This is a genomic window from Marinobacter sp. G5_S1_61_S3 (genome assembly GCF_054968585.1).
This window is the reverse complement of the sequence record NZ_JBQKUK010000010.1, coordinates 104,868-127,658: the sequence shown is the minus strand read 5'-3', so window position 1 is coordinate 127,658 and position 22,791 is coordinate 104,868. Positions and strand designations below refer to the sequence as shown.

Here is a 22,791-nt window from a genome sequence, read left to right as displayed (position 1 = left end):
ATGCGGCAAACCATCATCAGCCTGACGTCACTGATCCTGAGCATCATTCTGCTCATCGCGGGTAACGCTTTCCTCATGACCCTGCTGGGGCTCAGGCTCAGCATCGAAGACTTCAGCGCCAGTGTGATCGGGTGGATCCTGGCGTTCTACTCCATCGGCTTTGTGGCCGGCACGCTCTATGCCGGGCGCATCATTGAAAAGGTGGGACACATCCGCGCGTTCGCGGTTTTCGCCGCGGTGCTTTCTGCCTCGATTCTGATTTATCCAATGGCCGTCCAGGCCGGACTCTGGGGTGGCCTGCGGGCCGTGGGCGGCTTCGTAATGGCCGGCCTGATGATCGTGATGGAAAGCTGGTTCAGCAGCAAGGCCGACAACCGTAACCGGGCCAGCCTGTTTGCCATTTACCAGGTCATCTTCTTCCTATCCACTGCCGGGGGTCAGGTATTGATACGCGTCGCCGACCCGGCGGGCTTTATTCCCTTTTCCCTGGCCACCATCCTGGTGGTGCTCGCCCTCACCCCCCTGACAATGACCCGCCGGGAGTCACCGTCGGTTTCGCAGGGTGAACGCCTGTCATTACGTAAACTCTATAACAAGTCACCAACGGGCACGCTCGGCGCACTGATCGCCGGGCTGCTCATCAGTGCCTTCTATGCCATGGGACCAGTGTACGCCAATCAGATTGGCCTGAACCTCGGGCAGCTCTCCAACTTCATGGCTTCGGCCATCGTGGCTGCCATGCTGATGGCCTGGCCCATCGGGCAACTGTGCGACCGCTTCGACCGATACCGGGTCATGCTGGTGGCCGCCATCGTCGCTGCCGTGTGCAGTCTGGCTGCGGCCATTATTGGCAACATCAGCATGGTGGCCCTGGTGCTGTTTGTCGGGTTGTACATGGGCATCAGTGCTGCCATCTACCCCATCGCTGTGGCCATCACCAATGACCTGATGGAAACCCACCAGATCACCGCAGCGAGCACAGCACTGTTACTGAGTTACGGCATTGGCAGCATCATCGGCCCGCTGGTCAGTTCCCTGTTCATGGACCTTCTGGGGCCGCGGGGCCTTTTCGTCAGCAATGCCCTGATGCTGGGAGGGCTGATCCTGTTCATGGTTGCGGGGCCGAAGCGCCAACACCCAACTGTGGAGCAGCAGGAGCAGTACTACACCGTCACTCCGGAAGCAGGATTGGGGGTTGAGGAACTTGATCCGCGCAATACAGAGTTTGAATCACGAGACATCTAGGATGCGTAGGATGCGCCTGCAACAACCCCACTGAGCCACCTGTCCATGGATGGTTTGGGCAGCTAATCCGGACGACGAACAACCCTCAACTTCCCACTCTGGCCACCTCCGCAGAAGAAGCGACTACGGCCATCGGCCTCAAGCCCCGATATGCCAACGCCGGACGGCATTGCAATGCTTTTCAGAACGTCCCCGGTCTGAGGGTCGATCTGCCTGATCTCATTGTCGTCACCGTCCCAGGTGGCGTGCCAAAGTTCGCTGTCGATCCAGGTAACACCGGTCACATGTCGGTTGGATTCGATGCTACGAAGAACCTTCCCTGTTTGCGGGTCCAGCTGATGAATCTTGCACGCCTGATACTGCCCCACCCAGAGAGAACCTTCCGCCCATGCCAGCCCCGAGCAGCCGTCTGGCGCAGGGATGGTTCCAAGTACCTCGCCGGTTTTTGGATCAACCTTTTGAATCTGGCTGTCCGCAATCTGGAAAATATGGTGTCCGTCAAAAGCGGTCCCGGCTTGTGCGGGCACACTAAGGGAATCGACCGGCTTGCCGCTATCCGGATCGATTGCATTCAGTTTGTCACCGGATGCAAACCAGACGCGCTGCCCATCGAATGTAACCCCATGGATCTGCTCAGCTCCGTGGAAGGGGCCGTACTCGTTGAGAATCTCTGCACTAAACTGTTTCATGGTCATCTCCTGGTTGACTGAATCACGTCCCCATATTAGCCAAGGGCCAGTGAACCAGGGAGTAACAAGATTGTCGCGAATCCGGCAATGGGTGGCGTTGTCCAGCGGCGGTTGCGGCCCCGGCCAAACGAATAAACCTTGCCTTCTGTCGCTAACGTATCGAGTGCCCGCTGCACGCTGCGCTGGCCGATATTCAACGCCAGAGCCAAGGCGGAACTCGACCAGGACTCACCATCGGAAAGCAGTGCCAGTATAGGCGCGTACTTTTCCTCCACTGGCTGTGCCAGGACGGCCACCTCGCACGCCTCATGGGGCACCAGTGCAAAACCCCGTGAGGTGGCATCCACGGTTGCCAACGGCTTCAATAACTCACGAAGGCGCCCGATCTCCACCCGCAGACGCGCACGATGGGAATCATCAGCCTGTTTCATGCGAAACGCCCGTGCAATCAGCTCGTCTCTGGATGCTTCTTTGGGCCAGGCTTCAGCCATGATGCGAAGCAACACAAACAGCAAAGGGCGCGTCGCGAGTGACACAACAGCTTCCTTATGCTTCACGGTAAAACGGCACCCGTCGACCACAAACGCCTGGGACGCCATTAACGCTTCTACTTCATTCAGAAGCAGCAACCGCTCACTACCCATCCTGGTCAGGCGAGCGGCGGGCAAGCCCAGAAGTTCAACTTTACTGGCGACTTCAGCCACAAGAGCCGGAATACCGGCGTTTTGTGAGGCGCGTTCGGCCTGCAGGAGCGCATCGCGTGCCACCTGGGTTTCCAGGCGCCGCATAGCGATCCCGGCAACAATAAGTTCATGGATGGCTCTCAACGCCGGCGGCAACGAGGCTACGTCCATAACCCCCAGTTCGAGCTCAGCTTCATCGAGTCGACCGATCAGCAGCCGGCGCCGGATATCGATATAGCGCGCATGCGTTGCATTCACCCGGTCGCCATGCTGTTCCAGCACCTCGCGCGCTGCGTCAAGCTTGCGGGATGGCCAGCCGAGATCACGGGAAGCAAGCGCAATTTCCGCCTCGGCCACAATGCACTTTGCGCGTGCCAACGGTTTCTGCGAACCAAAAGCACGGGTAGCGTTGCCTATCAACACCCTGGCCCGGTCCAGTTCTCCGAGCTGGGCCATGGCGATGCCACGCAGCGCAAGCGACGGCGCGTCGTCGCGCAAGGCAACGCAGTTCAGCGCGGCCAACGGGTCGCCCATCGCAAGCGCTCGGCCAGCGGCTGTGATCATCGGGTCCATCGCGAGCTCGTCACGGTGTTTTAGCTTTCTAAGGTGCAGGCTGAGGCATCTGGCTCAACCACTCTCGCAGGTTCTCACCCACGTGCGACTGGGGATAGGACCAATTCGATTCCTCCATACCAATCTCTTCTTCCCAGGTTCGGATCTGCTGGTTGATGTCCTCGAACATGGCATCAGGGTCGGCCAATGACAGCCCCACACTCTGATAAACCGCCTTGGTGAACCAGGTCATTTCCGAGTCATCACCACAGCCGAAAGAGGTACGGTCTGCCCGCGCGGAGGTCATGATCAGTGTGTCTTCGTCCTTGAGTGGCTCTATCCACTGGCCGGAGTAGCATGCCGAAATTACCAGCAATTTTCGGCGCGCGTTCAGTGGTTCCAGCATTTTCGCAAAATCCTGCGGCGAGAGGTTCGGCAACTCGATACCGGGTTGCTGCAACAGCAGTTGTCCGTTTTGCATACCGTGGCTGACCAGGTGAACCACAAGCAGGTCTTCCTCAGGATTCATCTGCGCATCCAATGCCTCCAGAGCTGAGGCAATGGATGGCCGGGTAGCCAGAGGAAACGTTTCATAGTCCCGGTGATTGAGCAGCATGATGGCGCGGTTTTCCACATCGAACTGCGCCTGAAGGCCAGTTTTGGCAACCTGGATATCGCGCATGAACACCGACTCGGTGCCGTCGCCACCCACGGCCAGGAAGTAGGCGTCTGCCGCCCCCGCCTGTTCCGGTGCCAGGCTCTCGATCTGGTTGTTCAGGCGCTGACGGTCTTCGACGAGAATAGTCTCGGTCAAAAGCGCTGGTTCTTCCGGGACAGGTGCTTCCGCGACGTACTCTTCCTGATCGACGAACTCACCAAACTCCCAGGTTCCTGTGAGGCTGCCCAGATCCTCCGATTCGCCGGTAAAGGCGTAGCTGCCTTCCCCGTGGTAATACCAGTCACGGAACTCCCCTTCGTAGGTGCCGTAATCCGTAACGTGTTTTCCCTCCACGGGCTCGCCATCTTCAAACTCAGCGATATAGACACTGCCACCGGCTTCGTAACGCCCCTCACCGTGAAACTCACCGTTCCGGAATTCCCCCTCGTAGCGACTGCCGTCGTCTTCGATTACGCCCTGTCCCGACATCGTCCCTTTCTGGAACTCGCCCTCGTAATGCCAACCCGCCGGAGATTCGAGCTCACCATGGCCGTGCCAGTAGCCTTCCTGAAACTGGCCGGTGTAGACCATGCCACTGGCAAATTCCTGAACGCCTTCACCGTGAAAGTAACCATCCTGAATATCACCGGAATAGGTACTGCCGTCCGGAAGGCGGGCGTCAGGCGGAAGAAGTTGTGGCGCATCGCAGGCGGTGAGCAAAAGGATTGCGACAAGCGGGAAAGCTCGCCGCAGGGGGCTTGAAACAACGGGCTTGCTCATCCAATCTCCTGTGTGTCCGCCGCCTTGGGCGCACTGAGTGCTTTGCTGTAATACCCTGAAGGATCAAAGCAGCAAACGCGCCGCTTTCCCGAGGCCAGCATGTCGCACGCATCGCTAATCCGCTTCGTCCGGGTTTTTGCCTGCTTGGCTGAGACAATCCAATGAATCCAGTCCAGACGCGCGATGGTGGTTGTCTCATTCCAAACCACCCGAGCCTCAGGAGCCGCTTCCAACGCCTCTTGCAGGTCCGAGGGAACTTCTGGTTCAGGTTCCTGGTCCACCGGCCTGATGCCCAAATCAACAACATCACCGACGCTCACACCTGCAGCTTCGAGATGTTCCTTGCTCACCTTTAGCCAATGGCTCAATTGACCATCGGGCTCGAGCGTTACCTGAAAATGATGACCGTTGAGGCTGGCCTCTACCGTTGTTCTTCCCCGCCTGGGAAGCTTTTCGCTTGCCTCCCGGGGCAGAACGATAAAGGCCCAGGGAGCGCCTTCGCCGGGCTTCGCCGGACAAAGTAATTCCGCGTTGAACTGAGAGTTTGTTTCACTTTGCTCCATGCTTTTCCTCCCCTCGACATGCACTAGGCATTACCACTTTCTTTGACCTTATCGCCGACATGTTTGGGAAATCTAACCGATGGCTACACCACAGACAATGGAGCAGTTTCCAACGACTGAAGCACCCATACAAGCGCTGGAAGTGATTCGCCGCTACCTGCTCGCCGTTGCCAGCCCCACCCCAAAACCAACAAACGTCGCCCCACCCAGTTTATTGACTAACTGCCCACCTTTCTCGGAAGAAAGCCAGCCACGGGCTGATCTGGCGAGGCGCGCATACAGCAAGTGGATGGCGACAACCAAAGCGCTGTAAGTGACGACCAAAAGGGCAAACTGGCCGACAAATTCAGTCGAGTAATCAATAAATTGAGGAAAAACAGACAGGAAGAAGAATACGGCTTTCGGGTTTGTGAGTTGCAATGTCAGCCCCTCAAGAAACTGGAGTTTCCTGCTCCGAGCTGCCGCCGCCGCTTCCTCCATTTCCGCAACAGGAGACCGCCACAGTTTTACCCCCAGATAAATCAGGTAGGCGGCACCAATAAACTTCATGATGCTAAACGCCGTCGCCGACGTCGCCAGTACAATGCCCAGGCTTGTGGCTGAAATACCCGCAACAATGAACGTACCAAAGGCAATCCCCAGAATTCCGCCGAAGGCACCGGACACACCGAACCGAATGGCGTTGGTCAGTGTCAACATAACGCCTGGCCCCGGGCTGAGGACAGTCGCTATAGCGATAACTACGAACAGCAGATAACTACCCATCTAGACTCCTACGGATTGCAATCGACGATCCCAGAATCGTTCAAGTGCTTCAAACAGGCTATCCGTTGTCAGCGCAAGCAACCCGATCAGAATCGCCCCTTGCAGCACATACGCGGTATTGCCGTTCACCAGCCCGGCAATCACCGGATCGCCCAGGGTGCGGGCTCCAATGGTTGAGCCGATAGCGGCGGTCGCGATATTGATAGTAACAGAGGTTCGAATACCCGCGAGAATGACCCTTCCGGCCAGGGGCAGTTCTACTCGCACAAGGACCTGCACTGGCGACATGCCCATACCCAGTGCGGCCTCCCGCACAGCCGGATTGATACCTTCCAGACCCGCCAGGGTATTACGCAGAATGGGAAGCAAGCCATAAAGGACCAACGCGAGAAGAATCGGTGCCTCGCCGAAACCAAGCACCGGTACCGCCAACGCAAGTACAGCCACTGGAGGAAAGGTCTGGCCAATAGAAGCCACCTGGCCGACCAGAGGCAGGAAATCGCGGCCAAAAGGACGGGTAACAAAGATGCCGCCAGCCACCGCAACGAACGTACCCACGGCCGCCGATACGACGACCAGCATCAGGTGATTCTGAAGCAGGAATAAAAAGCTCTCCCGGTCATAGATCACCTGCTGCTTGCCCGGCTGCACCCAGTTAAACAATGGCTCCAGCACCGGCATGCCGGCACTCAGCGCGAGCAGCAGCGAGGCCAAAAGAGTGGCAGGTAACCAGACACGCATTACACGCCTTCCTGGATAATGCGTTCACGGGTAATCACACCCGTCTCCTGCCCTTGCGCATTGAACACCGCAACCTGTCGCAGGTCCTGCCAGAGCATCACGGACAGGGCCAGGCGAATACTGTCCTCCTCCCTGAGCACATGCTCCCCAGGTTCGGACTGCCGCGGCTCGGTGTGATTGGCCATCAGGTCCCGCACAGGCCGCAGGCTCATCAGTTTCAGACCGCGGTCCTGCTTGCCAATCAGGTTTTCAACAAAGTCAGATGCTGGATGTCGGAGGATATTCTCCGGCGTGTCATGCTGGATGATGCGCCCCTGATCCATCACGGCAATGCGGGTGGCCAGCTTCAGTGCTTCATCAATATCGTGGGTCACGAAAACAGTGGTTTTACGGACCTGCTTCTGGATCCGCAGCATTTCCAGTTGGAGGTTTTCCCGCGTTATCGCATCCAATGCACCGAAAGGTTCGTCCATCAACAAAATGTTGGGGTCCGCCGCCAGTGCCCGCGCAACACCGACCCGTTGCGCCTGGCCGCCAGACAATTGCTGGGGGTATTTGTTGGCGTGGGCGCTGGGGTCGAGATCCAGCAAGGTCATCAACTCGTCGACGCGTGCGTCGATCCGCTCCCTCGGCCAGTTCAATAGCCTGGGCACCATGGCGATGTTGCGCGCCACCGTCCAGTGAGGAAACAGCCCCGTACCCTGGATCACATACCCCATGTTCAGCCGCAGCTGTTCCGGATTCATGGTGGTGATGTCCTCACCATCCACCAATATCTCGCCAACGCTGTGGGGCAAAAGACGGTTGATCATGCGCAGCGTGGTCGATTTACCGCAGCCGGAACTGCCCACCAGCACGCAGACTTCACCGGTTTCGATGGTCAGGTTAACCCCATCCACTGCGATAGTATCGCCGAAACGCCGGGAGACATTTTTCAGTTCAATCATCCGACCAGTTCCTTCCCCTATCAGGCCGTTGCCGGTGTCGGCTTGAGACTGGCCGCCAGCATCGTGAGTAACGCATCGGCAAGCAGCGCCAACGCAATCGTAGGCAAGGCGCCGAGCAACACCAGGTCCATAGCCGCCTGCCCCAGCCCCTGAAAGATAAAACCACCGAAACCACCCGCTCCGATGAGGGCGGCTACCGCAGTAAGGCCGATTGCCTGAATGGTTGTGATACGTACACCCTCAATCATCACCGGCAGCGCCAACGGCAGCTTGAGCTGATAAAACACCTGGTGTTCATTCATACCCATACCCCGCGCCGCATCGGCCAGGCTTTCGGGAACTTCGGTAATGGCCACAAAGGTGTTGCGCACCATCGGCAGCAAACTGTAAGCGATCAACGCCAGCAGCGCTGGCGCCCAACCAATTCCCCGGATGCCAAGATCCTGCAGAAACGGGAGCGCTGACGAGAGCGCACTGAGTGGCGCAATCAGCAAACCAAACACCGCAAGGCTTGGAATGGTTTGCAGAAAACTCACGGCGCCCAGAAGAGGGCGCTGCCAGGCGGGGCTGCGGATCATTTTAAGCGCCAGGGCGAACGCCAGGCCGGCACTGATGGCGACCGCACCCAATGCCAGGGCCAGGTGCGTCCAGAGCGCTTGCTGGAACTTGTCGGGGCGAGCGTTGAACTCCCGCACCAGGGACAGACTCTCCAGGCCCTCGCCACGCAGCAGGACAATCCAGCTCCCACCGATAAACACGAGCAGTATCAGTTGCAACCAACGCCGGGCTTCGAGCCGGCCAAGGGTCTCAATCAACATCAGCGAAAGCAGGAACAGAAGAGACCAGAACCCTGCCCCGACCGACGAACGGGCGTAGGGCGCCCCCTCGGGCAGATGGAGGGCGGCAAACATATCCAGCAACAGCGGCATCGTTGCCAGTGAAAGCCCAATCAAACCGAGCAGGAGCTCATAGCGCCGACGCAACGGCAATGTGGACAGCACAATGGTCGCCAGCAGAATCCCCGTAACCAGCCCTGCCCCTGTCCATCCCACGGCCGAAAGCAGGCCATGGCCGGTGCCCGGAACAATACGGTTGGGTTGGATAGTACCAAGGTCCAGCAACCAGACCAGTGCCAGGGCCAACACCCCAAGCACCGGAATGACTCGGTTTGGGCGCAAAGTCTCGGTGATCGCCAAATCTTAGTCCTGAGCCAGGGAATCCAGATAGTCCCGCGCAACTGCTTCGGCAGGCACACCATTCACCGCAACCTGGCCATTCAGGCGCTGAAGAGTCTCCAGGTCCAGTGACTCAAAGACCGGCGCAAGAACTTCGCGGATGTTCGGATACGTTTCCAGCACCTCTGCGCGCACGATAGGCGCGGGCTGATAGACCGGCTGGACACCCAATGTGTCCTCCATCACCTTCAGATCGAGTGCGTTCAGACCACCATCAGTGCCGTAGGTCATGGCGCCATTCACATCGTTGTCGGTCAGGGCCGCAGCCCGGAGCGTTGCAGCAGTGTTGCCGCCGGACAGGATCAGCAACTGATCAGACCCCAGTTTGAAACCGTACGCTTCCTGGAACGCCGGCAAGGCACTGGCGGATTCAACAAACTCGGCACTGGCCGCAAACTTGAAGGCGCCGCCGCCATTGATATAGGAAGCCAGATCTTCAAGCGTGTTCAAGCCGTTCTCACGTGCCAGATCGCCCCGCACACTCATGGCCCAGGTATTGTTGGCTTTCGCCGGTGTTAGCCAGACAATGTTATGGGCCTTCTTATCAAGGCTGGCAGCCTGCTCGTAAGCCTTGGCGGCATCTTTCCAGATGTCCCGATCTGCCTGGTCATGGAAGAAAGCAGCATTGCCGGTGTACTCCGGATACAGGTCTATCTCACCAGCCTTGATGGCGTTGCGCACGATGTTGGTCGCGCCGAGCTGCAGGCGATTCTCAACCGGAATGTCGGCTTCTTCAAGGGTTTGCAGGACCATCTGGCCCAACACAGCACCTTCCGTATCGATCTTGGACGACACCACCACAGGGTCAGCCGCCAGAGCCGGCCCGGAGATCAGAACAAGGGTAAAAGCCGCTGCGCGGTAAAAAGGAAAGATAGCGGGCACGATTATTCCTCTCATTGGTTGGCCTTTCTTTGATTATCAGATTATCAAGCTGCCACAACACCCTAAGACGGGCTTCCGGCTGCTGTTATCAGTCTATTGCAGGCAACTACGAAGACAAGGTTAATTTGGCTTCTCGCTGCATCATAGCGTCGACTAGCCCTCAAACATCACCGGCTCTGGCTTGCTGATTCGCGGAAGTCTCAATCTTCCATGCAAACTTGCTCCTGAGCCTGTCACTCGGTTTTGAAGTTACTTACCCACCCAACCTGCCAGTTCCCGCGTAAGAGCTGCCGCCGAAACCTCCTTGCAGCCACCAACATTCTGCCCCGCCCACAGAGGCGAAAAGTCACCGCTCCCCTCAGCTTCGGCTTTCGCACGTAATGGTGCAATGGCGGATGATGCCAGGGGGAAAGCAGGAGCTTTGGAACTCATCGGCCCCAATTCACGCATTATTCGGTTCACAATACCCCGGGCGGCGCCACCGCTAAACAGATTTGTCAGTGCGGTTACACGGCTGGTCTCTGATTTCAGGGCGGCGCGATGCACTGCTTTGGTTTGAGCTTCGGGGCACAACAAATACGCGGTGCCAATCTGCGCTCCGGCCGCCCCAAGCGCCATTGCAGCCACTACGCCTTTGGAGTCTGCAATACCGCCAGCGGCGATAACGGGAATGTTCACCGCGTCTACCAATTGTGGAATCAAGGCAAAAGTGCCGACCTGAGTACTGATGTCCCGCGACAGAAAAAACCCGCGATGGCCGCCCGCTTCAAGCCCTTGCGCGATAATGGCATCGACGCCCTGCGCCTCCAACCAAAGCGCTTCGTCCACGGTTGTGGCGGTCGACAGTATCTTCCCGCCCCACCCTCTTATACGAGCCATCAACTCGGGTGCCGGCAAGCCAAAGTGGAAACTCACCACCGGTGGCTTGAAGTCCGCCAAGACATCCGCTGCCTCAGAGCTGAAAGGGGCCCTTCCCGCTTGCGCGGATACATCATTAGAATCGATACCCAACTCGTCGAAATATGGCGACAGCGCTTTGCGCCAATGATGCTCTGCATCGGCATCTGGCTCTGGGGGCGTGTGACAGAAGAAGTTGACGTTGTAGGGCTTACTGGTCTGGCTTGTCAGTGCTTCCAACTCTTTTCGCAGTGCCTCAGAGCTAAGCATGGCACAGGGCAACGAGCCCAGCCCTCCAGCATTGGACACCGCTACAGCCAGTTCATGCCCCTGCACACCGGCCATTGGCGCCTGGATGACGGGCAGATCAATTCCCAGCACATTCTGGATGGTCATTTTTTACCTCTAGATTCTTAATTGGTGGAGAGTCGCTCCCAAAGCTCATGGGCAACCACCCCCAGAGCGCCTTCCCGACGACGCACCAGATGAAGCTGTGAACGGCGGATCGGGTAACCTTTCAGATCAAGCGTTACCAGTTCGCCGGCCTCCAATTCACGGGCAATCAAGTGCTCCGGCAGACCGCCCCATCCCATTCTGGCCAGCACAATCTCTTTTTTAGCGGCAAAATCCGACACCGTCCACCGTAGGCTCTCCGGAACCACGTCCCGGCTCTGGTCATATTGCCCCTGCCCGGTACCCGCCACCACAACCTGAACGTACGGGCGCATTTCAGCATTGCTCAGCCGCTTGCGACTGCTTGCCGGACCATAGCCGGGATGGGCTACCGGGATGATATTCACGGCGGTGTAGGGCGAAGCATGAACTGCCTCTGTGGAAAGACCATCCATTGTGGCGATGATAAAATCAACCTCGCCCGCCATGAGTCGTTCTGCACTGCCACCCATGGCATCCGACATCAGCCGGATATCCGTGGCTGGGTATGCCTCCTTGAGCTCACCAATCACTGACAGGAGATTACCCAACGGACAAGTGGCGGATACCGACAGCCGCACCTCCGCTTCCTGGCTGGCCGACAACTTGCCGGCCAACTCCTTCAGAGCCTGTACCTGGTCCAGCACACCCCGTGCCTGGCGGTAATAGGCCTTACCGGCTGGGGTAAGCACCGGGCGGTAACTCTCCCGGGACAGCAGGGTTAGCCCGGTTTCCTCTTCCAGGCTTTTGATAGCCTGGCTCAAAGCGGGCTGGGATTTGTAGAGCACCTCAGACGCTTTGCGAAAGCTGCCTTGCGTCACGATGGCATCCAGTACACGCAATTGCTCCAGCTTCATCGACGCCTCTTGTTTCTTCACCCAAAGATGATTCTATTAAATTATCATTATCATAATAACTCAATATTATTTTATTCTTATTGCAGGCAGTAATCTCCTCTGTGTCCAAGCCCAGTGCTTATCACACAGAGGAGATCCACCCATGAAACTGTATTTCAAGCCCGGCGCCTGCTCACTGGCGACACACATTGTACTTAGAGAACTGGGTATTGATTTCACCCTTGAGCCCGTTGATACCCAAACCCAGCGCACCGAGTCCGGTATCGACTATAAAACCGTCAACCCCAAAGGTTATGTGCCGGCGCTGGATACCGGCAGAGCGGTACTGACCGAAGGCGCTGCGATCCTTCAATACCTGGCGGAATCAACTACATTGATACCCGACGTAGGCACCCTTGAGCGAGCCCGTTTGCAGGAGCACCTGAACTACATTGCATCAGAGCTGCACAAGGCCTTTGGCCCCTTCTTCAAAGCCAGCGCAACGGACGAACAGCGTGCCCAGGCACTGGAGACCATCCTCCGCCATTTCGACTACCTGGAGTCTCTGCTCGACGATGGTCGAGCCTATCTGGTGGGCGACACCTTCACCGTTGCTGACGCCTACCTTTTTGTAGTGTGCAGTTGGGCCGCCGTGCCCGGGATCGATCTCAAGGATTGGCCGTTCCTGAACACCCTCTGGAATCGCATGGCGGCCCGGCCGAGCGTTAAAGCCGCAATGTTGTCGGAAGGACTGGTCGCACAATGAACTCACCCAAGCCTTACGAAGCCATCCCGGTCCTGCTCGAAACCTATTTTGAAGGACTGCACAAGGCCGACAGCGCCATGCTCTCTGGCGTGTTCCATCCGCACGCCCAGTATGTGAGTGCAACACCAGAGGATTACCGGGTACTGTCGTTCGACGAATACCGGCAGGTGCTGGATCAACGGGTGCCGCCAGCAAGCAACGGAGAAACCCGCAACGAGCGCATCATTTCGATCGAAACGGGAGGCCCGACTCTCGCGTTCGCGCGAGTGGAAATGACCATGATGGGCCGCGACTACACCGATTTCCTGACCCTGATCTACGATCAAGGCCGCTGGGCCATCATGGCCAAAATCTTTCACTATGAAATGACAAGCCAGGGAGACTGACCATGCCGTACGTCAATATCAAAATTACCCGCGAAGGCGGCCCGGAGGGCAAGGGACCTTCTGCGCAACAGAAAGCGGAACTGATCGCGGGCGTTACCGACCTGCTTGTTCAGGTACTGAACAAGAATCCAGGCTCGACAATGGTTGTGATTGATGAAGTGGCGCTGGAGGATTGGGGAATTGGTGGGTTGCCGGTGCCTGAGTATCGCGCGCGAAAACCTGTTGGCACTAAGTATCGTAATCCTTGTTGATACCTAGACCCTGCGCCTTAGTGTTCACCTTGTATGGAAATACGACGTCGGGGTTCACCGCTTTTACGGCGTTGTACATGTCCCGAATGTTGTTTCCATAGTTCATGGAAATGTGGTGGAAACTCCCATCTTTCATAAGAATCCCATGCTCCGGTATGCCCTTGCCGGCATGGGACCGAGTTTGCCGGTTCTCAAAACGCTTGATGTCTGCAACGTTCACACTGAACGACCATTGCTCAGATTTGGGATACTCGACCACAAACCGTTCAGGTGTGATCACCGCACGATAGGTAGCAGGGTTGCGGATATGCCACCGCGCAATCAGAAACAGAATGACGCTGGCCACCGGAAACACAATCAGCGTGGCCAGGTACAGGCTTTCCGGGACTGATTGTTCTCCAAATTCCTCATAAAGCAACAAGGCAATGACGTATACCCAGCAAACAACACCCATCCGAACGAACAGTTTCGCCCGCTGTTTTCTGGTCTTGGAATAGTGATAGAGAACATGTTCAGTCATAGGATATTGTGAACGTGATTACTCACCCACACCCGCCCATTTTCGTGTAAGCATTGCAGCCGACACTTCTTTACGGCCACTGCCATTTTACCCGGCTTACAACGGCAAAAAGTCCCCGCGCCCTTCAGCTTCGGCCGTTGCTTGCAACAGGGCAATAGCGGCTGATGCCAATCGGAAAATCACCACCGAGCAAATTCTGGATGGTCATTCTTATCTCACGGTTGAGTTCGATTCTTCAGAGTCCGCTTGGGATGCATGCCATTGACCATTCCCATAAACGGCGGATGAATAGAGTATCCCACCATACTCAGCAAATGCTCCGGGATACTCTTCAGGGTTTCCTGGCTCAACTCAAGAAAGAAGTTCTCTTGAGGCCTGAGCCATGGCTCGCAATACTGACAGGTCACCGCGAGACGAGAAGAATCGGACTGGTTTCCGCCACCTCCGTGCCACGTTGTACCCAGGAAAAACACCACAGAACCGGCAGGCATAATGGCTGGAATGGTTTTACTTCGGTCGGTGACTATTTCCTGCCCGAGCAAGTGACTTTCTGGAATGAGAACGGTTGCCCCGTTGTCCTCGGTAAATTCATCAATAGCCCAAACGGTGGCGGCGCCAAAGGGTTTTCGTGGCCGCGGAACGGGATAGAAACCGTCATCGAAGTGCAAAGGTTGGGCTGCTTCTCCAGGCAGGATATTGATGATCTGTGCCTGGCTGAGCAAGTAGTTGGGCTGAAACAGGCGACTCAGCAAGCCTGTGATTCTTGGATGAACCGCCAGTGAATCGATCACCCGCGTTTGTTCCAGAACGTTATAAACCCTTTGTGTTTTTACACCTTCAAAGCTGTTACGCCCTGGCTTGTCCAGAAGCGGCCCGGTCGCTTGGCGAATGGACTGTAGCTCTGAGCTGGAAAGCAGGCCCTCGATAATGACATAGCCGTTTTTCTGTAACGTTTCAAAGTCTTCCGCTATCTGGACATGAAGAGTTTCGGAAGAGTTCTCCTCACCAGGCTTGTACGCCTTATGTTTATTGGCCAAGTCACCCTGAAGTTCGACAACTGACTCAATGTTTCTGGTTTTAGCCATTGCTAGACGTTCCTATGGTATTTGGTATGGCACCAAACCGGACTACCACGGCCCCACCACATAACCAAGCTTCTGTGGCAACCACAACGCAATCCCCGGCACCAGCATCACCAACACCAGGCTAAGAGCCATCGCAGCCACAAACACCATGGCCCAACCGATGGTGTGTTCCAGGCGGATGTTGGCGATGCGGGTGGTGACCATCAGGTTCACGGCGACCGGTGGTGTGAACTGGCCAATGGCGATGTTCATGGCCAGCAATATGCCAAACCAGATCGGGTTCCAGCCAAAGTGATTCATCAGCGGCAGAACAATCGGAATCAGGATCAGGTAGATCGAGATGGCATCCAGCAGCATCCCGGCAATCAGCACCAGGACCATCACCAGACCCAACAGCACCCAGCCGTTTTCCGAGAGCGACAACAAGGCATCCGCAAGGTGCTGGAAAGTACCCAGCGTCGTCCCCGCCCAGGCGAAGATGCCCGCCAGCGCAATGATAAACATCACCACGCCGGAGGTAACGGCGGCGTCTGTCATTAGGCCCCAGAGGTTCCGCAGACTGAGATTGCGATACAACACGCAACCGACCAGCACGCCGTATGCCACCGCCACCACGGCCGCCTCAGTGGGCGTAAACAGGCCTGAGCGCAGGCCGCCAAGAATGATCACCGGTGCAAACAGCGCGGGCAAGGCCGCCTTGAGGCTGGGCCAGAAAGGCGGGCGTTCTACCGCTTCGGGGTCTTCCCAACGGTACTTCTTCGCAAAATACAACGCTGGCGCCAGCAGGGACACGCCCGCCAGAATGCCCGGAAAAATACCGGCGGCGAACAGCGCCCGCAGATCAACACCAGGCACCACGATGGAATAAAGAATCAATGCAATGGACGGCGGAATCAGGATTGCTGTGGACGACGAAGCCGCAATCAATGACGCCGAAAACGGCTTCGGATAACCGGCCTTCTGCATGCTTGGCAGCATCACCATGGCAACAGCGGCCGCATCAGCTGGACCAGAACCGCTCATGCCACCCATGATCAGGCACACCAGCACCGCAACAACGGTCAGCCCACCATGGCGGGGGCCGATGATCGACTGGGCAAACCGCACCAGCGCGGCGGCAACGCCCGCACGCTCGAAGATCAGGCCGGTCAGGATAAACAGGGGAATCGCAATCAGCGGGTATTTGGCCACGCTGTTATACGTGTTGGTACCAAACGTGCCCAGCATCGCGGGCGGCAGTCCCGCGACGATACCCACCAGCCCGCCCAGGCCCAGGGCAATTGCGACCGGCATGCCCAACAGCAACGCCAGCAGGAAACTGCCAATCATCAGCAGATCAGGACTCATGGATCACCTCTGGGGCTTCCCGGCCGCGAAGGCGATCAACAAGGTTCTGGGTCAGGCGGATAATGATGGCTGCAGATAGTAGCGGCAGCCAGATCACGTAAATCCAGTTAGGTAATCCCAGGCCTGGTGACAATGACTCCCACTGGTATTCCTGCATGGCGAAGGTACTGCCATACCACGTCATGATCCCCAGGACTGTCACCCCGCCCAGCCATTGCAGGACAAACACCACCTTTCGTGCCCAGGGCGGCAGATAGTGCTCGATCAACTCAATGCGAATGTGCTGGTTGTGTCGCGCAGCCACCGCAGCGCCTGCGAAGGTAAGCACCACCAAAAGGAACACCGAGAATTCCTCGGTAAAGGCAAAGGAGGCATCTGTCGCGTAGCGCACGATCACATTGCCGAGGCTGATCAAGCAGATCGCAACCAGGGCAATGGTGGCCAGCCAGGCATCGAGCCGGAATTTGGGAGGACGGGACGGCATGGTAACTCCGGTTCGGAAAGAGCGCCCACCTGCAACGGTGGGCGCCTGAACAGATCGCGCTTACTGGTTACGGTTGGCGACCGCTTCCTGCGCTTGCTTGACCAGATCCTCGCCAATGCGCGGAGTCCAAGTTTCATAAACCGACTGGGTGGCCTTCATGAAGGCATCACGCTGCTCATCAGTCAGTTCGGTGACCTCTACGCCACGTTCCTTGATGGCGGCCAGGGTCGCATCGATTTCGCTACGGGATTTCTCGATTTCCCACTGGCCTGCATCAATCGCCGCCTGCTTCAGCAGCGCCTGGTCTTCCTCGCTGAACTGGTCCCAGATGCTGTTGCTGACTGCAAACACCAGCGGGTCTGCCATGTAGTGCCAGCGGGTCAGGTACTTCTGGCCAACCTGATCGATACGCGCCACGTCAAAGACCGATAGCGGGTTCTCCTGGCCGTCGACGGCACCGGTGGTCAGCGCCGGCTTGGCATCGGCCCAGCTCATCTGGGTGGGGTTAGCGCCCAGGGCCGTAAAGGTATCCTGGAACAGCGGCGAACCGACTACGCGTATTTTCAGGCCATCCAGGTCGGCCGGCTCATCGATGGTCAGCTTGGAGTTGGAGAGCTCGCGGAAGCCATTCTCGCCCCAGGCCAGCGGTGTAACACCACGCTTCTTGATCGCGGCAAAGACAGCTTCGCCAGCCTCGCCCTGGGTGATCGCATCGATGGCGGCATAATCCGGCATCAGGAAAGGCAGGGAAAACAGGTTCAGCTCGGGCACCTGAGGCGACCAGTTGATGGTGGACCCCACCGACATATCGATCAGCCCGGAGCGCATCGCCGAGAACTCTTTGGTCTGGTCACCGGAAACCAGTTGGGAGTTGCTGTAGATTTTCATGTTGATACGCCCATCGGAGCGCTCTTTCACCAGCTCCACCCATTTGTCGGCAGCCTGGCCCCAGGGAAACGCAGACGGCAGTACGGTGGAAACGGTGTATTCATCCTTGTAGTCGGCTTGAGCAACGGCACTGAACAGCAGGGTAGCCGCCGCGGCAGCAAGAAGAGAGCGACGTTTCAACATGTGGTTTTCCTTTTTATTGGGATTGTGAAGATCGCTGTGCCGCTATCAGGCAGCGGACCAACGATTGATTATAGAAATCGGGCTATCTGGGAGCAATAGACGAAGGTGGGAGTACCCCCTCCCCCAATGAATGAGTAATGCAATACGGCGAAAGGATAGTTGGTGCTACCCCAGGCTTTTAGTTTAGCTTGCCAGCAACAAAACAAGCTGAAAAAAATATTGGGGGACAATGTGTTAGACAGAGCAGCCAAACCTATGGTCAGTCTGGTAGACAAATACCTACCGGACCCCTACCTATTCGTCATCATACTGACACTGCTGTCATTCGTTGCCGCTATGGCGTTCCAGGGGCATAGCCCCATGGCGGTAGTAGAGATGTGGGGGGACGGTTTCTGGAACCTGCTGACCTTCTCAATGCAAATGCTGCTGGTACTGGTCACCGGCTTCATGATGGCGAGCACCCCACTGGTGCGTGGCATCCTGAACCGGATTGCAGGCCTTGCCAGAACACCGGGCCAGGCAATTGTACTGGTTACCTTCATCGCGCTGATCGCCAGTTGGATCAACTGGGGCTTTGGCCTGGTGGTCGGCGCGCTGTTTGCCAAAGCCCTCGCCCGGCAAATCCGCGTACACTATCCGTTGCTGATTGCCAGTGCCTATTCCGGGTTCATTGTCTGGCACGGCGGGCTTGCAGGCTCCATCCCACTGACGATTGCCACCGAAAACCACTTCACTGCAGATGTGATCGGCGTTATCGGCACCAGTGAAACCATCTTCGCCTTCTTCAACTTGGCCATCGTCGCTGCACTTTTTATTATTGTGCCCCTGGTTAACCGCCTCATGCTGCCCAACGAAAGAGACAGCGTGTACGCGGACCCCAAAATCCTGGACGATGAGCCCGACACTTCGGTTGTTATCAATCGCCCGGCCGACTATCTGGAGAACAGCAGAACACTTGCCTGGCTGATCGGATTCAGTGGTATCGCATTCATCTTCCAATACTTTATCGAGGGTCGCGGGCTGAACCTGAACATCGTGAACTTCATGTTCCTGTTCGTTGCCATCATCCTGCACCAGACCCCAAAGCGCCTGCTTGCCAGCCTGAATGAAGCCGTGAAAGGCGGCGCCGGCATCGTTATCCAGTTTCCGTTCTACGCCGGCATCATGAGCGTAATGACAGCTTCCGGACTGGCAGCAAGCATCTCAACAGGGTTTGTGTCCATTGCGAGCGCCGAGAGCTTGCCATTCTGGAGCTTTATCAGCGCCGGGGTGGTCAACATATTTGTGCCATCCGGCGGCGGCCAGTGGGCCGTTCAGGCGCCGGTTATGCTGCCTGCTGCACAGGAGCTTGGCGCTGACATATCCAGAGTGGCCATGGGGGTTGCGTGGGGCGACGCCTGGACCAATCTCTTGCAACCTTTCTGGGCTCTGCCGGTGCTTGCCATCGCTGGGCTGAAAGCCAAGGACATCATGGGCTACTGCCTGATGCTGCTGATCGTCACCGGCATCATTATCAGCGCGGGCCTGACCTGGCTTTAACTGCCATCCAAATATAAAGGCCGGAGAGTAGCACTACTCTCCGGCCTTTGACACGGATAAAAGCTATCTAGACACGCGTTCAGGATACGCCTCTAGCGCTTCCTCAGAATGGCGCGGTCTTGCTCAACAAAATCACATGCTTTTACCTTGGGCCATATGCCGCTCATGGAGCTCATTGTTATACTCACCAAGGCGCTCACGAGCGTTCTCAAGCTCTTTCCAGGCTTCCTGTAGCTCCGATAGATCTTCCTCGGCGGGCGCCTGGTCCTTGATGCCACTATCGAGGCTTTCGTATTTGGCATCTATCCGCTCAGCCACGTTCTGGTACTTGGCCCAGGCCGCCTGATACTGTTCCCGCTCGCGTTTCCAGTTTTGTGCGTTTGCCATTGCTTACCTCCCACTGGTGCAATTGAGTGATGGGGAATTTTCGCCTCACTCATCATGACGTTACGGCCGGAAGGGGCTTTTTCAACCAGAGACAAATTACGGAATAGACAGTTGGAAGCCGCCGGGGTTGAGCAGCCCCTCAAACATTTGTGCTGCTCATAACGACCCACGTTAGTTGCAGAATCATGACTGTCCTTCCCTACGGGCTCACCAGCACGTAGTCGATCGCCGCACACACGGCAGCAGCCTGCGCTGCATTGCATTGCTCGGGGGTCACTCGTGCGCTGTCGGGATAGACTTCGGTGGTGGTTCTGTATGGAGCACTAGTGATACTGGCACACAGGCCCAGCTGTTTGAGCGGGTACTGAATGACGCCCCGAGCGGCGACCGGTGAGCCAAAGATCTCGCCGTTACCATCAGCCGGTGCGATGTGTGTGACCTGCTCCACCGCCTCAATCAACGCCTGTTGGAACTCGGGCTCTGGGCTTTCGCTGTCATCGACCAGATAGAAGCCGTCAGGAATTTCCCCCGGCTCGAACGGCTTGCCGTCTCGGGCCGCGAGCGCGGGACGAAACTCGGTTTCATCCGTATCAGTGGTCTCGTGCAGATCGATATGCATCAATGCATGATCGCGAACGGGGGCCACCAGTCGCATAAGCGCCGCCGCCTCATCCGCCAAACCGTCATCTCGGAACGAACGGTTCGGGTCGACCGCGTTCGGGTTCCAGCGATGAATGCGCTCGTATGCCCAAGGGCTGACGCACGGCGCGACCAACAGATTGACACGGCCCGCGTAATCCGCCGCATGCTGATCAAGAAACTGCAGTGCGCCGTGTACACCGCTGGTTTCATAGCCGTGTACCCCGCCTGTTATCAGCACGACTGGCAAATCCTCACGCCAGTCGCGGCTGCGAATCGCCATCAGCGGATAATGGTTGGCGCCATAATCCAGACGGCCATATTCTTCCACATCAAAACGTGGGCGCAGACGCTCGATCACGCTCAACACATCAGACTCATAGCTCCGTTGACGGGTCTGCTGTGACAACCACTCAGCACGTTCCACCTCACCCCAGGGAGTGCCAGGCTTACCGATGGGATAGGGTGCGGGAGCCGTGTTCATATCATCTTTCCTCCATATGAGTTGTCAGACGTCGTACTCGTCGTGGCGGCGATTCCAGACATAGGGCTCCGTCTGCGGCCAGCCTTCCGGTGAGTCTTCCCACGTCTCCTGACGACCAAAGGGGGTCAAATCCAGATATGTCCAGAGAGTGCCGAGATATTCGACGCCACGCGCACCCGTATAGTAGGTGCGGTAGATATCATCTCCGTCGCGAATAAAAACACTGGCACCGTGCCTTTCGCCGTTATCCGTGGTTGCGCCGAAATCGACGTTAAAGTCGCTCTCGTAAGACGAATACCATGGAACAGGCGCCGTCCATCCCATCCGCGACCTGTACTGCGTGAGCTTTTCTCTTGGTGCACGTGACACCATAACCAACGACGTATCGCGAGCATGCAGGTGGGCCGGGTGAGTCATGGCATCTACCAACCAGGAGCAACCGTCGCAGCCAGCATTCCAATCCGGGGCAAACATGAAGTGATAAACAATGAGCTGACGGCGCCCTTCAAACAAATCGAGCAGGGACGCTGCGCCATTTTCTCCCTGGAGCGTATAGCGCTTGGCCACCTTCACCATCGGTAACTTCCGACGCTCAGCGTTCAGTGCATCCCGTGCCCGGGTTAACTCTTTCTCTTTTACAAGAAGCTGATCCAGCGCCGCTTTCCACTGTTCCGGAGAAACGACCTCCGGTAGTGGCTGTTTATCTGTCGCCATTGTCTGAGTCTCCTATGCGTTCAATGTAGGGCCTCCGGCAACCGCGGAAACTGCGTAACACTGCGCACGGTTTTGGGCTGGAGTTGTCGCCACACTAGTTCGACAGGTTTAGCTGCCAAGACACACCATACCTATCATTCAACCACCCGAATTTCTGGCTAAAACCATAATTATCCAGCGGCATTAGCTCTGAGCCACCTTCTGCCAGGGCTTTAAATACTTCCTCAATTTCGCCCGCCGATTCGCACTCAACATACAGCGACATGGAGGGCGTAAACGTAAATTGGTGATCAAGGTGGCTGTCGAGCGCCATAAACTCTCGACCGTTTATCTTAAACTTCGCCATTTTCACAGAACCTTCTGGTTCATGCTCGCCGGCCTGGTAACGTTGAATATCGTCGATCTCTGAACCAACGAATAGCGAGGTATAAAACCTGATGGCCTCCTCGGCTTTCCCAGCCTGCTCTCCAACAAACATGAGTGACGTTGCGATGGATTTCATCTGTGCCTCCGTTCCAATCAGATAACATTCCGCAGCGGACCACACACGCGCGCATCCGCCGGTGCTTAACGAGGTTGTAAAGAAACCGGTTCCAAGCGTTCCCACCACCAGTCTTGATTATGTTTTTTTACACGCCACGAACTCACCTTTGCCTACCGGCACAGTAGTGGTGGTAAACCCGCCAGTGCTGTCGACAAAATCAATGAATTCCCTCAGTTCCTCAGCGTGCGAAACCGCATTGTCACACACCAGAATGCCCCCGGGCCGAATGAGGGAAACGATTTGGTCAGCAACTTGAACGTAGCTCGCGCGGTCGGCGTCAAGAAAAACCAGATCATACAAACGGCTAGCTTGCCCGAGATAATCGACGGCGCCCATTTGTACCACAGTGATCTTATGATCGAGATTGGCACGTTTGAAGTTGCTTTTGGCCTGACTAATCTTGAACGGAGACACTTCCAGAGTGGTCACATGTCCATCCTCTGGTAGCGCGGACGCTATCCACAAGGTGGAATAACCGTTAGACGTTCCGATCTCCAGAACCTGTCTCACTGCGCCAGCTTTTATCAGTACCGACAAGAACTCCCCGGTATCCCTGGTGATGTTGAGGTACTTGCGATCTTTCTGCTCTACCGACGCATCGTTCTCTTTCCCTAGCGTCTCGAGTTCTTCTAAAAGTTCCTTGAGTTTCACGTCGCTACTCCAGAAGCA

At 56.8% G+C, this 22,791-nt stretch carries 26 protein-coding genes; 5 read left to right on the top strand and 21 right to left on the bottom strand.

Translation table 11 applies throughout. The annotated features are described in order from the left end of the window. Positions 1 to 1,245 (top strand): MFS transporter, encoded by a 1,245-nt coding sequence (locus ACTRWH_RS11690; protein ID WP_428399025.1) that lies wholly within the window; start codon positions 1 to 3, stop codon positions 1,243 to 1,245. A 62-nt stretch (positions 1,246 to 1,307) separates the two neighbouring features. Here ACTRWH_RS11690 and ACTRWH_RS11685 read toward each other — a convergent pair whose 3' ends face one another. The 11 genes from ACTRWH_RS11685 to ACTRWH_RS11635 form a co-directional block, all read right to left on the bottom strand. Further along, positions 1,308 to 1,934 carry a Vgb family protein gene (locus ACTRWH_RS11685; RefSeq protein ID WP_428399027.1) on the bottom strand — a complete coding sequence of 209 codons (627 nt, stop codon included), beginning with the start codon at positions 1,932 to 1,934 and terminating at the stop codon, positions 1,308 to 1,310. Positions 1,935 to 1,969: 35 nt separating this feature from the next. Continuing rightward, positions 1,970 to 3,190, bottom strand: coding sequence for a helix-turn-helix domain-containing protein (locus ACTRWH_RS11680; RefSeq protein ID WP_428399029.1), 1,221 nt, complete (start codon positions 3,188 to 3,190; stop codon positions 1,970 to 1,972). A gap of 28 nt (positions 3,191 to 3,218) precedes the next feature. Further along, entirely contained in the window at positions 3,219 to 4,607 is a 1,389-nt protein-coding gene (locus tag ACTRWH_RS11675) for a C13 family peptidase (protein WP_462826421.1), read from the bottom strand. Beyond that, the gene (locus ACTRWH_RS11670) at positions 4,604 to 5,170 is read right to left on the bottom strand and encodes a YdeI/OmpD-associated family protein (RefSeq protein ID WP_085681410.1); all 567 of its coding nucleotides are present in this window, start codon (positions 5,168 to 5,170) and stop codon (positions 4,604 to 4,606) included. The genes ACTRWH_RS11675 and ACTRWH_RS11670 overlap by 4 nt, the downstream gene beginning before the upstream one ends. A 153-nt stretch (positions 5,171 to 5,323) precedes the next feature. After that, positions 5,324 to 5,935, bottom strand: coding sequence for a LysE family translocator (locus tag ACTRWH_RS11665; protein WP_085681411.1), 612 nt, complete (start codon positions 5,933 to 5,935; stop codon positions 5,324 to 5,326). Then, positions 5,936 to 6,676 (bottom strand): ABC transporter permease, encoded by a 741-nt coding sequence (locus ACTRWH_RS11660; protein WP_085681412.1) that lies wholly within the window; start codon positions 6,674 to 6,676, stop codon positions 5,936 to 5,938. Continuing rightward, positions 6,676 to 7,623 (bottom strand): ABC transporter ATP-binding protein, encoded by a 948-nt coding sequence (locus tag ACTRWH_RS11655; protein ID WP_085681413.1) that lies wholly within the window; start codon positions 7,621 to 7,623, stop codon positions 6,676 to 6,678. Before ACTRWH_RS11655 ends, ACTRWH_RS11660 begins: the two co-directional genes overlap by 1 nt. 20 nt (positions 7,624 to 7,643) lie before the next feature. After that, entirely contained in the window at positions 7,644 to 8,819 is a 1,176-nt protein-coding gene (locus ACTRWH_RS11650) for an ABC transporter permease (protein ID WP_085681414.1), read from the bottom strand. A gap of 3 nt (positions 8,820 to 8,822) precedes the next feature. Then, positions 8,823 to 9,755: a glycine betaine ABC transporter substrate-binding protein OsmF gene (gene osmF, locus ACTRWH_RS11645; RefSeq protein WP_085681415.1), complete on the bottom strand. Its 933-nt coding sequence runs from the start codon at positions 9,753 to 9,755 to the stop codon at positions 8,823 to 8,825. A 234-nt stretch (positions 9,756 to 9,989) separates the two neighbouring features. Continuing rightward, positions 9,990 to 11,033, bottom strand: coding sequence for an NAD(P)H-dependent flavin oxidoreductase (locus ACTRWH_RS11640; RefSeq protein WP_350036184.1), 1,044 nt, complete (start codon positions 11,031 to 11,033; stop codon positions 9,990 to 9,992). A gap of 17 nt (positions 11,034 to 11,050) precedes the next feature. After that, on the bottom strand, positions 11,051 to 11,926 hold the full coding sequence (locus ACTRWH_RS11635) for a LysR family transcriptional regulator (protein ID WP_036204370.1): 876 nt from the start codon (positions 11,924 to 11,926) through the stop codon (positions 11,051 to 11,053). A 142-nt stretch (positions 11,927 to 12,068) separates the two neighbouring features. On the opposite strand from ACTRWH_RS11635, the gene gstA reads away from it, so the two are divergent. The 3 genes from gstA to ACTRWH_RS11620 are packed head-to-tail and all read left to right on the top strand — an operon-like array spanning position 12,069 to position 13,308. Further along, the gene (gene gstA / locus ACTRWH_RS11630) at positions 12,069 to 12,671 is read left to right on the top strand and encodes a glutathione transferase GstA (protein WP_085681418.1); all 603 of its coding nucleotides are present in this window, start codon (positions 12,069 to 12,071) and stop codon (positions 12,669 to 12,671) included. Beyond that, entirely contained in the window at positions 12,668 to 13,057 is a 390-nt protein-coding gene (locus ACTRWH_RS11625; protein WP_085681419.1) for a nuclear transport factor 2 family protein, read from the top strand. Before gstA ends, ACTRWH_RS11625 begins: the two co-directional genes overlap by 4 nt. 2 nt (positions 13,058 to 13,059) lie before the next feature. Beyond that, positions 13,060 to 13,308 (top strand): tautomerase family protein, encoded by a 249-nt coding sequence (locus ACTRWH_RS11620; protein WP_085681420.1) that lies wholly within the window; start codon positions 13,060 to 13,062, stop codon positions 13,306 to 13,308. Here the strand turns inward: ACTRWH_RS11620 and ACTRWH_RS11615 are convergent. The 5 genes from ACTRWH_RS11615 to ACTRWH_RS11595 all read right to left on the bottom strand — a co-directional run bounded on the left by ACTRWH_RS11615 (position 13,286) and on the right by ACTRWH_RS11595 (position 17,815). Continuing rightward, positions 13,286 to 13,828 carry a hypothetical protein gene (locus ACTRWH_RS11615; RefSeq protein WP_085681421.1) on the bottom strand — a complete coding sequence of 181 codons (543 nt, stop codon included), beginning with the start codon at positions 13,826 to 13,828 and terminating at the stop codon, positions 13,286 to 13,288. The genes ACTRWH_RS11620 and ACTRWH_RS11615 overlap by 23 nt on opposite strands. 215 nt (positions 13,829 to 14,043) lie before the next feature. Then, the gene (locus ACTRWH_RS11610) at positions 14,044 to 14,913 is read right to left on the bottom strand and encodes a phytanoyl-CoA dioxygenase family protein (protein ID WP_085681422.1); all 870 of its coding nucleotides are present in this window, start codon (positions 14,911 to 14,913) and stop codon (positions 14,044 to 14,046) included. A 42-nt stretch (positions 14,914 to 14,955) separates the two neighbouring features. Continuing rightward, entirely contained in the window at positions 14,956 to 16,260 is a 1,305-nt protein-coding gene (locus ACTRWH_RS11605) for a TRAP transporter large permease (protein ID WP_085681423.1), read from the bottom strand. Further along, positions 16,250 to 16,744: a TRAP transporter small permease gene (locus tag ACTRWH_RS11600; protein ID WP_075195920.1), complete on the bottom strand. Its 495-nt coding sequence runs from the start codon at positions 16,742 to 16,744 to the stop codon at positions 16,250 to 16,252. The genes ACTRWH_RS11605 and ACTRWH_RS11600 overlap by 11 nt, the downstream gene beginning before the upstream one ends. A gap of 60 nt (positions 16,745 to 16,804) precedes the next feature. Beyond that, entirely contained in the window at positions 16,805 to 17,815 is a 1,011-nt protein-coding gene (locus ACTRWH_RS11595; RefSeq protein ID WP_075195921.1) for a DctP family TRAP transporter solute-binding subunit, read from the bottom strand. A gap of 231 nt (positions 17,816 to 18,046) precedes the next feature. On the opposite strand from ACTRWH_RS11595, the gene ACTRWH_RS11590 reads away from it, so the two are divergent. Then, positions 18,047 to 19,354 (top strand): short-chain fatty acid transporter, encoded by a 1,308-nt coding sequence (locus ACTRWH_RS11590; RefSeq protein ID WP_085682041.1) that lies wholly within the window; start codon positions 18,047 to 18,049, stop codon positions 19,352 to 19,354. A 132-nt stretch (positions 19,355 to 19,486) separates the two neighbouring features. Here ACTRWH_RS11590 and ACTRWH_RS11585 read toward each other — a convergent pair whose 3' ends face one another. The 5 genes from ACTRWH_RS11585 to ACTRWH_RS11565 form a co-directional block, all read right to left on the bottom strand. After that, complete coding sequence (locus ACTRWH_RS11585; protein WP_085681424.1) at positions 19,487 to 19,741, bottom strand: hypothetical protein; 255 nt, start codon at positions 19,739 to 19,741, stop codon at positions 19,487 to 19,489. Between the two features lie 199 nt (positions 19,742 to 19,940). Next, positions 19,941 to 20,864, bottom strand: a complete 924-nt coding sequence (locus ACTRWH_RS11580) for a M14 family metallopeptidase (RefSeq protein ID WP_085681425.1) — start codon at positions 20,862 to 20,864, stop codon at positions 19,941 to 19,943. 24 nt (positions 20,865 to 20,888) lie between these two features. Further along, a complete protein-coding gene (locus ACTRWH_RS11575; protein ID WP_085681426.1) occupies positions 20,889 to 21,578 on the bottom strand; it encodes a DUF899 domain-containing protein in 690 nt (229 codons plus the stop codon). A 94-nt stretch (positions 21,579 to 21,672) separates the two neighbouring features. Then, a complete protein-coding gene (locus tag ACTRWH_RS11570; RefSeq protein ID WP_085681427.1) occupies positions 21,673 to 22,080 on the bottom strand; it encodes a VOC family protein in 408 nt (135 codons plus the stop codon). A gap of 117 nt (positions 22,081 to 22,197) precedes the next feature. Continuing rightward, positions 22,198 to 22,773: an O-methyltransferase gene (locus ACTRWH_RS11565; protein ID WP_085681428.1), complete on the bottom strand. Its 576-nt coding sequence runs from the start codon at positions 22,771 to 22,773 to the stop codon at positions 22,198 to 22,200. Positions 22,774 to 22,791 lie beyond the last annotated feature (18 nt).

What these genes read in the sequence shown, in the direction of transcription:
- ACTRWH_RS11660 (WP_085681412.1), bottom strand. Translation starts at nt 6,676, where the DNA reads ATGCGTGTCTGGTTACCTGCCACTCTTTTGGCCTCGCTGCTGCTCGCG.
- ACTRWH_RS11595 (WP_075195921.1), bottom strand. Translation starts at nt 17,815, where the DNA reads ATGTTGAAACGTCGCTCTCTTCTTGCTGCCGCGGCGGCTACCCTGCTG.
- ACTRWH_RS11635 (WP_036204370.1), bottom strand. Translation starts at nt 11,926, where the DNA reads ATGAAGCTGGAGCAATTGCGTGTACTGGATGCCATCGTGACGCAAGGC.
- ACTRWH_RS11640 (WP_350036184.1), bottom strand. Translation starts at nt 11,033, where the DNA reads ATGACCATCCAGAATGTGCTGGGAATTGATCTGCCCGTCATCCAGGCG.
- ACTRWH_RS11690 (WP_428399025.1), top strand. Translation starts at nt 1, where the DNA reads ATGCGGCAAACCATCATCAGCCTGACGTCACTGATCCTGAGCATCATT.
- osmF (WP_085681415.1), bottom strand. Translation starts at nt 9,755, where the DNA reads ATGAGAGGAATAATCGTGCCCGCTATCTTTCCTTTTTACCGCGCAGCG.
- ACTRWH_RS11570 (WP_085681427.1), bottom strand. Translation starts at nt 22,080, where the DNA reads ATGAAATCCATCGCAACGTCACTCATGTTTGTTGGAGAGCAGGCTGGG.
- ACTRWH_RS11680 (WP_428399029.1), bottom strand. Translation starts at nt 3,190, where the DNA reads ATGGACCCGATGATCACAGCCGCTGGCCGAGCGCTTGCGATGGGCGAC.
- ACTRWH_RS11620 (WP_085681420.1), top strand. Translation starts at nt 13,060, where the DNA reads ATGCCGTACGTCAATATCAAAATTACCCGCGAAGGCGGCCCGGAGGGC.
- ACTRWH_RS11670 (WP_085681410.1), bottom strand. Translation starts at nt 5,170, where the DNA reads ATGGAGCAAAGTGAAACAAACTCTCAGTTCAACGCGGAATTACTTTGT.
- ACTRWH_RS11655 (WP_085681413.1), bottom strand. Translation starts at nt 7,623, where the DNA reads ATGATTGAACTGAAAAATGTCTCCCGGCGTTTCGGCGATACTATCGCA.
- ACTRWH_RS11685 (WP_428399027.1), bottom strand. Translation starts at nt 1,934, where the DNA reads ATGAAACAGTTTAGTGCAGAGATTCTCAACGAGTACGGCCCCTTCCAC.
- ACTRWH_RS11605 (WP_085681423.1), bottom strand. Translation starts at nt 16,260, where the DNA reads ATGAGTCCTGATCTGCTGATGATTGGCAGTTTCCTGCTGGCGTTGCTG.
- ACTRWH_RS11665 (WP_085681411.1), bottom strand. Translation starts at nt 5,935, where the DNA reads ATGGGTAGTTATCTGCTGTTCGTAGTTATCGCTATAGCGACTGTCCTC.
- ACTRWH_RS11675 (WP_462826421.1), bottom strand. Translation starts at nt 4,607, where the DNA reads ATGAGCAAGCCCGTTGTTTCAAGCCCCCTGCGGCGAGCTTTCCCGCTT.
- ACTRWH_RS11575 (WP_085681426.1), bottom strand. Translation starts at nt 21,578, where the DNA reads ATGGCGACAGATAAACAGCCACTACCGGAGGTCGTTTCTCCGGAACAG.
- ACTRWH_RS11600 (WP_075195920.1), bottom strand. Translation starts at nt 16,744, where the DNA reads ATGCCGTCCCGTCCTCCCAAATTCCGGCTCGATGCCTGGCTGGCCACC.
- ACTRWH_RS11615 (WP_085681421.1), bottom strand. Translation starts at nt 13,828, where the DNA reads ATGACTGAACATGTTCTCTATCACTATTCCAAGACCAGAAAACAGCGG.
- ACTRWH_RS11585 (WP_085681424.1), bottom strand. Translation starts at nt 19,741, where the DNA reads ATGGCAAACGCACAAAACTGGAAACGCGAGCGGGAACAGTATCAGGCG.
- ACTRWH_RS11625 (WP_085681419.1), top strand. Translation starts at nt 12,668, where the DNA reads ATGAACTCACCCAAGCCTTACGAAGCCATCCCGGTCCTGCTCGAAACC.
- ACTRWH_RS11580 (WP_085681425.1), bottom strand. Translation starts at nt 20,864, where the DNA reads ATGAACACGGCTCCCGCACCCTATCCCATCGGTAAGCCTGGCACTCCC.
- gstA (WP_085681418.1), top strand. Translation starts at nt 12,069, where the DNA reads ATGAAACTGTATTTCAAGCCCGGCGCCTGCTCACTGGCGACACACATT.
- ACTRWH_RS11610 (WP_085681422.1), bottom strand. Translation starts at nt 14,913, where the DNA reads ATGGCTAAAACCAGAAACATTGAGTCAGTTGTCGAACTTCAGGGTGAC.